This window comes from Streptococcus sp. SO2 (assembly GCF_030440025.1).
The window spans coordinates 26,054-35,252 of sequence record NZ_JAQFJH010000021.1; the positions used below are offsets into that span (position 1 = coordinate 26,054).

Consider the following 9,199-nt stretch of genomic DNA (forward strand, 5'->3'; position numbering starts at 1 on the left):
TACACTTTAAAAATTGCGCCCTGACTTATTGTAACCATATTTTTCCACAAAATACTCACGAAATTCCAAGAGATTGTCATCCATGATGGCTTGACGGACCTGCTTCATGAGGTTGAGCAAGAAGTAGAGATTGTGGTAGCTAGTCAAGCGGATACCAAAGGTTTCGTCAGCCTTGAGCAGGTGGCGAAGATAAGCGCGTGTATAGTTCTTACATGTGTAGCAATCACACTCAGGATCCAGTGGCGTAAAGTCTTCAGCGAATTGGGCATTCTTGACAACCAAACGACCTTGGCTGGTCATACAAGTTCCGTTACGAGCGATACGAGTCGGCAAGACACAGTCAAACATATCCACACCACGAATGACCCCATCGATCAAGCTGTCTGGCGCTCCGACACCCATCAAATAGCGAGGTTTATTTTCAGGGAGAAGCTGGGTTGTGAAATCCAAGACGGCATTCATTTCTTCGTGCGTTTCTCCCACAGCCAAACCACCGATAGAGTATCCAGGGAAATCCATGCTGACAAGGTCATGAGCTGACTGACGGCGAAGGTCTTCAAATCCTGCCCCCTGCACAATTCCAAACAAACCTTGATCCTGTGGACGACGGTGAGCCTTCAAACCACGCTCAGCCCAACGACTGGTACGCTCGATGGATTTCTTAACGTAGTCGTAAGGTTGGTAAAACTGAGGACATTCGTCAAAGGACATCATGATGTCTGAGCCCAGATTATTCTGAATAGAGATGGCCTTTTCTGGCGATAGGAACATCTTGGAACCATTGAGATGGTTTTTAAAAGTTACTCCTTCTTCGGTGATATTACGACTATCTGCTAGGGAATAAACCTGGAAACCACCACTATCCGTCAAGATTGGTTGGTCCCAGTTCATAAATTTGTGGAGACCACCTGCGCGTGCGATGAGTTCATCTCCAGGACGAAGCCAGAGATGATAAGTATTAGACAGGATAATTCCTGATCCCATCTCCTTCAACTCCTCTGGTGACTGGGTCTTGACAGTAGCTTGGGTCCCAACCGGCATAAACATAGGTGTCGGGAAGGTGCCGTGAGGGGTGATGATTTCTCCCAGACGAGCTCCCGTGTGTTTTTCTTTCTTAATCAAACGGTATTTGATTGGTGAATCTGACATTTTTTACCTCCGAAGCTGGGAAAAACAGTCCCAGTTCATACTTTGCGCCCAAAGGCATACTGTATGATTTTATCAAAAAAAGCTGGAACTGTCACGAACTATGGTATAATGAGAGAATGAAATACCCAAAAATTGATTTAAAAACCATTCGTCTGCAGACGAGGCAATTTCAGGCTGAAAATCCCCGCCTCCTTCTGGTCTATCTCCTTCCTAGTATGTTGGTCATCTTGTCAGGCTTTCTCAACCCCTTGGCTCGTCTCCAAGAAAGTGTTTTAGAGCAATCCTTTTTCAGCATGCTGGCACAAGTTCTCCAAGCCTATCTCTTCCCGCTAGTGGTTTCTTTTATGAGCGCTATTTTTCTAGCAGGTGCTGCCTTTGCGACACTCAGACTCCTCAAGGATCCTGATACGGAACTCTCAGTAAAATCTAGTCTAGCCCTCTTTGCTGAAGAGCGCTTCTCGCAGGCCTTCCTGACCCTACTCCTCAAACGTTTCTACCTTTTTTTATGGAGCATTCCAAACTTAGTAGGCGTTTATTTTCTTTTTTATAGCAATCTCTTGGCTCGGAGATTTGTCGCCCTACATCCTGAATTTCCAAAATTAGACCTCTCATCCGTTGAAACGGAGCAATTCCTTATGGCCTTTGGACTCTACTTTTTCGCGAGCCTCATCTTGATGATTGTAGGAAATGCCCTCTATATCCCGCAACATTACGCTTACTCGCAGGTAGAATTCCTCCTCTGCGACACTCTAGATTTAGGACAGGCTAAACCCCGTCAAATCCTGAAAACCAGCCGTTTCTTGATGAAGGGTTACAAATTTCAACGCTTTGTCCTCGACTTACAACTACTTCCTTGGTACTTCCTCAATTGGATCACTTTTGGAATTGCTAGTTTTTCAATCCTTCCCTATATCCAAAACAATCATATCTTCTTTTACAGAGCCCTACTAGCCCGTAAACGTCGAAATGGATAAGAGCATACAAAAACCAGCGTCGCTCAGGACGCTGGTTTTCTTATTTCAAAAGTAACATACTCAGCAGAGTCAAAATAGCAGGCCCACCTTGCTTCAGAATAATCTTCCCATTCCCCTGAAACTATCACACAAAAAAAGAAGCGGGAACTTAATCAGTTCCCAACTTCCATTTTAGTGATTAGTTCATTGAAACGTGAACGTGGTCATAGTGGTTTTCGGTCACACTACCACGATCCGGCATTGGATTCCACGTGTAGGCTGGTCCATATTTACTATCGTATGGAGCGTAGAAACGTTGTTTCCAGATGATATAGTTGATACCACGGCTAGCCATATTTTTGACTGCATATTCCGCGATTTGATCACCAAGTGCTGAACTCACTGGAACCATAAAGTCGATGGCCAAACCTCTCCCATGGTCGCCACTGTCTCCAGGACGGTAACCACTAAAGGATGTGATGCCAAACAAGTTGGCGATTTCTTCCTTAAAGGCTGCCGTTTGCGGTTGAAGACCAGCATTCTCAGACTTAGCTACAGCAAGTCCTGCATAGTCAGGAGCCGCTGGAGCTGAATATGTTCTTGAAGGAGTTTGGCTTTGCTCTGCTTGATAAGTCGAAGTTGCTGTTGATGCTGCTTCTTCTGTTGCACTTGATCCTGTTGTATCAGCAGGTGTTTCAGTTGCTGGAGCAGCTGCTACTGGGGCTTCTGCTGGAGTTGTTGCTGCCGTTTCTTCGGTAGCTGGAGTCGCTGCTTGTGGAGCTTCTTCAACTGGACTAGTTGTTTCTGCTACTGGTGCTTCCGCTGGAGTCGTTTCAGCTGTTTCTTCAGCTACAGATGTTTCTGTAGATGGTGTCTCTTCAGCAACTGTCGCTGTCTCAGAAACTTCTGAACTTGGCGCTACTTCTGCTGGTTTTTCAGTCTCTGTTGCAGTTGGAGCTTCCTCAATTGGTTGAGAAAGGTCTTCTACTTGAACTGTTTGTTCATCGACTGTCACTTGATTCGTCGTCAAATCAGCTGTCGCAGTCGTCACTTCTTCACTAGCATCTGATTGAGGAGCTTGGATTTCAACTTCCGTTACCTCTTCTGCCTCATTAACAGTTGTAGTGAGGACAGTATCTGGGAAAATCAAGTCCATATTGGTGATTTTGTTCAAATTAGCAAGAACCGTCACATCTACTCCCAAAGCTTCTGCAATCGTGCTCAGGGTATCACCATACTGAACTGTATAGCTGTTTTTGTTTTCGTTTTTCGTCACGTCATTTTGGATTTGCTCAACGCTACGTGCTGTCCAAGAGATTTCTTGAGCTTTAGCTCCTAATGCGGGAGCAAGAGATAAGGCTACTGTTGAGGCTAAAATAATTCTTTTCTTCATTCGTTCATATTCCTTTCAAATGAGTACCTGTCTATCATAACACAAAAAAAGCAGAAAAAAAGCCCTCTCGGGCCTATTTAACAGAACTGTCTATTCCTTGTAACAAACTCGATTACTTGAAATAGTTTGTTAGGTTTCTGTCACAAAACTGACACAATCTTCTCGTCCCCAATCCTCAGAAATATGAGGAATATCTGCTAACTCTTGAATCCTGTGATTCCCTTCATAAGAAGACTCTAAAAAGTTGATGCTTTGAAGGCCACTATTCTGGGCAAATTCCACATCCAAAGTCCGGTCTCCTATATAGTAGGTGTTCTCAGAATCCAACTCATACTTGTCTAGCAGATAGGTCGCCGCTTCTGGACTGGGCTTGCGCGCAAAGCCACTCTGACTGGTTAAAATCTCTTTGAAATAGGATTCCAACCCCAGGTCTCTGAGAATGGCAAAAGCATTGCCCCCCTTATGAGTATAGACAAACTGCTGAATCCCTGCTTCGTCTGCCCAAGATAGCACTTCACGCGCACCTGGCATCAAAACTACCTGGGCATTTTTCTCAGCCAGACTTTGGGCACGCACCTGATTGAGTACTTCCGCATCCAGATTTCTCTCTTCTGCCACCTTCTCCAGCAAATCCTGCACAGAAAACTTGAGGATAAACTCTCTCACTTTCTCCTTATCATAAGGAATAGAAAACTGAGCAAAGGTCTCCTTAATCCCTGACAAAATCGCTTCGTAAGAGTCCAATAAAGTCCCGTCTAAATCCCAAATAAAGGCTATTTTTTGCATCTCCTATCCTTTCAAGATCATATAACGCTGGTAACGGTGACGTAGAAATAACCAACGGAAACCATTATCCAAGAGAGTCCCTGCCCAAATACCAGGCAAGCCCCAACCAAGAACAATACCCATAAGATAGGCTGTCCCTATACGGATACACCACATCCCAATACTTGTCGCATAAAAGGGGAGGCGAGCATTTCCCAATCCCTGCCACACTGCCGTATATATAACTGTCCCTGTCGCCATGGGAGTTCCTAGTAGAGAGAACAGTGCCACCAAAACGCTCGCTTCAACTGCTATAGGGTCCGTCGTATAGAGATGAGTCAATGTTGTCCCCAAGGCATAGATACTGAGAGTTAAGGGCAACATGAGAAGCAGAGAAAGCCAAAAGGTTTGCTTGCTCAAATCATCTACTCTTTCCCAGTTATTCTCTCCAACTGCTCGAGCTACCTGCATGACCGTCGCCGTAGCGACGCCAAAGGCAGGCATATAGTTAAACTGGGTCAAGACTTCTCCGACTGCATTTCCCGCTACTGCCTCCGTCCCAAAAGAGACGACCAAGGCAATGATCACTACATCTCCAGCTCGCATCATGAGACGTTCTCCTGCCGCTGGCAAAGCCAAAGTCAATAGTTCCTTATCTAAACCAAAAGTCGGTTTCTCAAAAGGCAGCTTTAATTGCGACCACAAAATCACAAGACCGACTAAGCGAGACAAGATAGTCCCCCAAGCAACACCCGCTATGCCCATATCAAGGACAAAAATAGCTAGACTTGAAAAAAGAATATTCAAGGCATTGGATAACAGACTCACATAGAGGGGTAGACGCGGATTATGCGTTGCACGAATCAAGGCACCTAGACTCGTCATCAAGCCCAAGAGAACAATCGATCCACCCACCAAAGATAGGTAGAGCCCACCGCTCTCAGCCACAGCCTGCTCAGTTCCCAAAAGTCCTATCATCTCTTGCCCAGCAAAGATGGATAAAGCGCCTAAAAGTGAACTTAATAGTAAAGTAATTTTCAACGCCTCAGTCACATGGTAGGCTAGCTTGGACTGATCTTTCTGCCCCAAACTTTTTGAAATAACACTAGAAATAGCAGCTCCCAGAGCGATAAAAATCGCCTGGTAAATCGTGATAATATTGCCAGCCACTGAAACACCTGAAATGGCGATTAAGCCCAAGTGAGCGACCAAATAACTGTCCACCATTCCCATGAGCATCTGCAAAAAGTTTTCACCCATAGCTGGCAATGCAATATTAAGAATGTCTTTATTTTTCTTAAACAATCCTTCCTCCTGATGAAAAGAAACTCAGTTGGTTTCCCAACCGAGTTTACTCCCTCTGTCTTAAAGTCCTAGATAATCCTCAACCGCTGCTTGCATGTCAGCAGCTGCCACTGTTGTTTTATGACGAACTGGAGCCGTTTCAAGGCCATCAACCGCTGGTGGCACTGCCACTCCTGAAATGTCATGTAATTGAGCCAAGGCTTCAAAGTCAGTTAAGCCTGCTTTTCCTGTTACCGCTTCTACTGCAACCACTGGGAACTTGTATGGACTAGCTGTTGAAGCAATCACTGTCTTAGTCGCATCCCCAGTAGCCGCTTGGTATTTTCTATAAACAGCTGAGGCAACCGCCGTATGTGGATCCTCGATGTAGGCATCTGTTTGATAAACACGTTTAATTTCTGTCGCAGTTTCTTCCTCAGTCGCATATTCAGCTGCAAAGAGTTCCAGAATCGCTGCATCAAAGTCTGTCAATTCATATTGTCCTTGTGTACTCAAGGCATTCATGAGTTCAGCTGTCTTAACCGCATCATTCCCCAAAAGATGGAAAATCAAACGCTCCAAGTTTGAAGATACTAAGATATCCATAGATGGACTAGTCGTCACCTTAAACTCACGTTTCTTGTCGTAAACACGGGTTTTAAAGAAGTCTGTCAACACATTGTTGTCATTTGAAGCACAGATTAATTTGCCAACTGGCAGACCAATTTGTTTAGCATAAAAAGCAGCCAAAATATTTCCAAAGTTTCCTGTTGGTACTGTGAAGTTGACCTTTTCACCAGCCACAATCTCACCAGACTTGACCAACTGAGCGTAGGCATAGACATAATAAACAATCTGTGGTACCAAACGACCAATGTTCATAGAGTTAGCTGATGAAAATTGCAGTTTATTGGCAGCCAACTTTTCACGAAGAGCTACATCGTTAAACATATGTTTCACATTTGTTTGCGCATCATCAAAGTTTCCATCAATAGCGATAACATGAGTATTGTCGCCAGTCTGAGTAGTCATTTGCAACTCTTGTACCTTGCTGACACCATCCTTTGGATAAAAGACGATGATCTCAGTACCAGGCACATCGGCAAACCCTGCCATAGCAGCTTTTCCAGTATCACCAGATGTCGCTGTCAAAATGACAATCTTGTTCTCCAAACCATGCTTTTTAGCGGCTGTCGTCATAAAGTATGGCAAGATAGACAAGGCCATATCTTTAAAGGCAATCGTTGAACCATGGAACAATTCCAAGTTGTATTGCCCATCCAGTTTCACCAATGGCGCAATCGCTGGAGTATCAAACTTGCTATCGTAGGCATTGTTGATACAGCAGTTCAACTCCTCAGCCGTAAAGTCATCTAAAAAGGCTGATAAAACTAATTTAGCCACTTCTTGGTAAGAAGCATCCTTTAATGTGTCAAAGTCCAAATCTACCTTTGGATAAGTAAGTGGTGTAAACAGACCACCATCCGTCGCCAAACCTTGCAAAATAGCTTGGCTGGCAGTTACTGTATTATTGGCATCACGCGTTGATTGATAAACTAATGTCATGAATCTCTATCCTTTATCTATAGTCTCTTCCATTATATCATGATTTTTCAGAAAATTCTCCCTTTATAAGAGAAATTATAATCCCAATTCTTTCTTCAAAGGCTCTAAATAAACCATTTCTTGCTTATCTCTTTTCTCCAGTCCCGCCTCAGCTAGGGTGAGTAACTCTTTAGAAAACTCGAGAACCGCAGCTTCTTCTTCATCTGTGAGCCTTTTCTTAGAAAATTGTCGCCTCAATGACTTATAATCAAGACCAAATGTGGTAAAAAATGGTGCAGATTGCAAGTAAGCTTCTAACTTGTCTAAATTGAGCAACAAACCCAAATGAAAGGCTGCAGAAGCAAAAGTCCTATCAAGCGGCTGAGTACACACACTACGAAACTCAACTGTTCCTCGAGTCGTTAAGTCTTGGTACTGGTAACTACGATGAGTTTGGAAATCCTCCTCCTGAGGATGAATCAATACCTCATCCCCATTAAGGGTGAATGCTTGGATTTCAGGTGTAGTCAAATAATCTCTAGCCTGAATCGGATAAAAATAATAGGTCTGCCCATCACGCTCCGCAGTAAAAATCGCAGAATGATTTAGATAGTCAAAAAAATCATCCTCATCTTTAAATAGTCTAGTATTGACACCTACATTCTCTGGATAGATACCATGCATGGATTCTTCCCAAAAAATATCTCTCGAAATTTTGGTATCCCAATCTGCCCCTGAAAACTCAGAATTTGCAAACAAATAAGCTTTAGCTGCTTCAATTTGAGTAAAAGCATTGATAACACGCAGGTAGTTGGACCTTGAAATGTCTAGTTGAACCTGACTCCCACAGATAAAGGCTCCATACTCAGGGAAATGATGTAAATCTGATTTAGTTACATTTCTACTCAAATTCAGATAATCCATCAACATCTGATAGCGGGGATAAGCCACTGGACAATTCTCATTTTTATCCCAGTTGGGATGAATGCCGCAGCCAACAATAGCATGATTAGCTTCCCCCAACTTATTCTGAATCGTAGCCATATAGAAGGTAAAGCGTTCTTCTACCTCTCGGATAGATTTGGCTTTTCCGAATGCAAACTCAATTGTCATATAAGCAACCTCAAATAAGATCGTATCTTGGCTGACTGGATCAAACAACTGAATTGGATTACCAAAATCATCCACTTTTTCGATAGTAAAGCCCAGTACTGATGGTAAATACCGAAAGAGATCCTTAACAACTTCACCATCTGTAGCTTTACCCTCTAAATTTACAATAGGATATTCTAACTCAATCCCAATAAATAAATCTGGGTGCTCTTTTATATTCTTTAAGTAACGTTTCTTTAGTAATTCAACAGACCGAGACATTAATCACCAAACTCTTTCATAATCAAAATAAATTGTGAATAAGTAATATTATACCAAAAATACACTAAAAATGACTAGAATAAGAAGAAAAAGATGATTCATCAGTTATCTGTACTTAATCAAAATCTTTACCAAAACAAAAAACAAGGTCCGAAAACCTTGTCTTTATTACTATACCGGCGGCCGGGGTCGAACCGGCACGTCCTTGCGGACACTGGATTTTGAGTCCAGCGCGTCTGCCAATTCCGCCACGCCGGCAAATAGTAACTGGGGTAGCTGGATTCGAACCAACGCATGAGGGAGTCAAAGTCCCTTGCCTTACCGCTTGGCTATACCCCAATAATATAAAATAGGCGAGTGATGGGGATCGAACCCACGCATGCCAGAGCCACAATCTGGTGTGTTAACCACTTCACCACACCCGCCATAATCATATTAACACGGGCAGTAGGAATTGAACCCACACTGAAGGTTTTGGAGACCTTAGTTCTACCTTTAAACTATGCCCGTAACTAAAGTAATGGAAGGGGAGGGATTCGAACCCCCGAACCCGAAGGAGCGGATTTACAGTCCGCCGCGTTTAGCCTCTTCGCTACCCTTCCAAGTTATAAATAAAATATGGCGCGAGACGGAATCGAACCGCCGACACATGGAGCTTCAATCCATTGCTCTACCAACTGAGCTACCGAGCCAAATTGCGGGAGCAGGATTTGAACCTACGACCTTCGGGTTATGA

Annotated in this window: 7 protein-coding genes and 6 tRNA genes; 1 reads left to right on the plus strand and 12 read right to left on the minus strand. The window is 43.6% G+C overall.

The features are described from left to right. Positions 1-6: 6 nt before the first annotated feature. Positions 7-1,149 (minus strand): tRNA guanosine(34) transglycosylase Tgt, encoded by a 1,143-nt coding sequence (gene tgt / locus PCY17_RS11215; protein ID WP_001285249.1) that lies wholly within the window; start codon positions 1,147-1,149, stop codon positions 7-9. A 116-nt stretch (positions 1,150-1,265) separates the two neighbouring features. Between tgt and PCY17_RS11220 the strand changes: the two genes are divergently transcribed. After that, positions 1,266-2,123 carry a DUF975 family protein gene (locus PCY17_RS11220; RefSeq protein ID WP_084943951.1) on the plus strand — a complete coding sequence of 286 codons (858 nt, stop codon included), beginning with the start codon at positions 1,266-1,268 and terminating at the stop codon, positions 2,121-2,123. A gap of 178 nt (positions 2,124-2,301) precedes the next feature. On the opposite strand, the gene PCY17_RS11225 is transcribed toward PCY17_RS11220, so the two are convergent. The 11 genes from PCY17_RS11225 to PCY17_RS11275 all read right to left on the minus strand — a co-directional run bounded on the left by PCY17_RS11225 (position 2,302) and on the right by PCY17_RS11275 (position 9,155). Next, positions 2,302-3,495, minus strand: coding sequence for a LysM domain-containing protein (locus tag PCY17_RS11225; protein ID WP_125854206.1), 1,194 nt, complete (start codon positions 3,493-3,495; stop codon positions 2,302-2,304). A 129-nt stretch (positions 3,496-3,624) separates the two neighbouring features. Beyond that, a complete protein-coding gene (locus tag PCY17_RS11230) occupies positions 3,625-4,281 on the minus strand; it encodes an HAD family hydrolase (RefSeq protein ID WP_247941321.1) in 657 nt (218 codons plus the stop codon). 3 nt (positions 4,282-4,284) lie between these two features. Continuing rightward, positions 4,285-5,565, minus strand: coding sequence for an MATE family efflux transporter (locus PCY17_RS11235; RefSeq protein WP_125413636.1), 1,281 nt, complete (start codon positions 5,563-5,565; stop codon positions 4,285-4,287). A gap of 60 nt (positions 5,566-5,625) precedes the next feature. Then, positions 5,626-7,110 (minus strand): threonine synthase, encoded by a 1,485-nt coding sequence (gene thrC / locus PCY17_RS11240; protein WP_084879941.1) that lies wholly within the window; start codon positions 7,108-7,110, stop codon positions 5,626-5,628. A 75-nt stretch (positions 7,111-7,185) separates the two neighbouring features. Beyond that, positions 7,186-8,463 carry a glutamyl-tRNA synthetase gene (locus PCY17_RS11245; RefSeq protein ID WP_049478123.1) on the minus strand — a complete coding sequence of 426 codons (1,278 nt, stop codon included), beginning with the start codon at positions 8,461-8,463 and terminating at the stop codon, positions 7,186-7,188. Positions 8,464-8,637: 174 nt separating this feature from the next. After that, positions 8,638-8,721 (minus strand) — tRNA-Leu (locus PCY17_RS11250). 9 nt (positions 8,722-8,730) lie between these two features. Next, positions 8,731-8,802, minus strand: a tRNA-Gln gene (locus tag PCY17_RS11255). A gap of 13 nt (positions 8,803-8,815) precedes the next feature. Beyond that, positions 8,816-8,888, minus strand: a tRNA-His gene (locus tag PCY17_RS11260). Between the two features lie 14 nt (positions 8,889-8,902). Then, positions 8,903-8,973 (minus strand) — tRNA-Trp (locus PCY17_RS11265). 11 nt (positions 8,974-8,984) lie between these two features. Further along, a tRNA-Tyr gene (locus tag PCY17_RS11270) sits at positions 8,985-9,065 on the minus strand. Positions 9,066-9,082: 17 nt separating this feature from the next. Next, positions 9,083-9,155 (minus strand) — tRNA-Phe (locus PCY17_RS11275). Positions 9,156-9,199: the final 44 nt, after the last annotated feature.

What these genes read in the sequence shown, in the direction of transcription:
- PCY17_RS11220 (WP_084943951.1), top strand. Translation starts at nt 1,266, where the DNA reads ATGAAATACCCAAAAATTGATTTAAAAACCATTCGTCTGCAGACGAGG.
- PCY17_RS11230 (WP_247941321.1), bottom strand. Translation starts at nt 4,281, where the DNA reads ATGCAAAAAATAGCCTTTATTTGGGATTTAGACGGGACTTTATTGGAC.
- tgt (WP_001285249.1), bottom strand. Translation starts at nt 1,149, where the DNA reads ATGTCAGATTCACCAATCAAATACCGTTTGATTAAGAAAGAAAAACAC.
- PCY17_RS11225 (WP_125854206.1), bottom strand. Translation starts at nt 3,495, where the DNA reads ATGAAGAAAAGAATTATTTTAGCCTCAACAGTAGCCTTATCTCTTGCT.
- thrC (WP_084879941.1), bottom strand. Translation starts at nt 7,110, where the DNA reads ATGACATTAGTTTATCAATCAACGCGTGATGCCAATAATACAGTAACT.
- PCY17_RS11245 (WP_049478123.1), bottom strand. Translation starts at nt 8,463, where the DNA reads ATGTCTCGGTCTGTTGAATTACTAAAGAAACGTTACTTAAAGAATATA.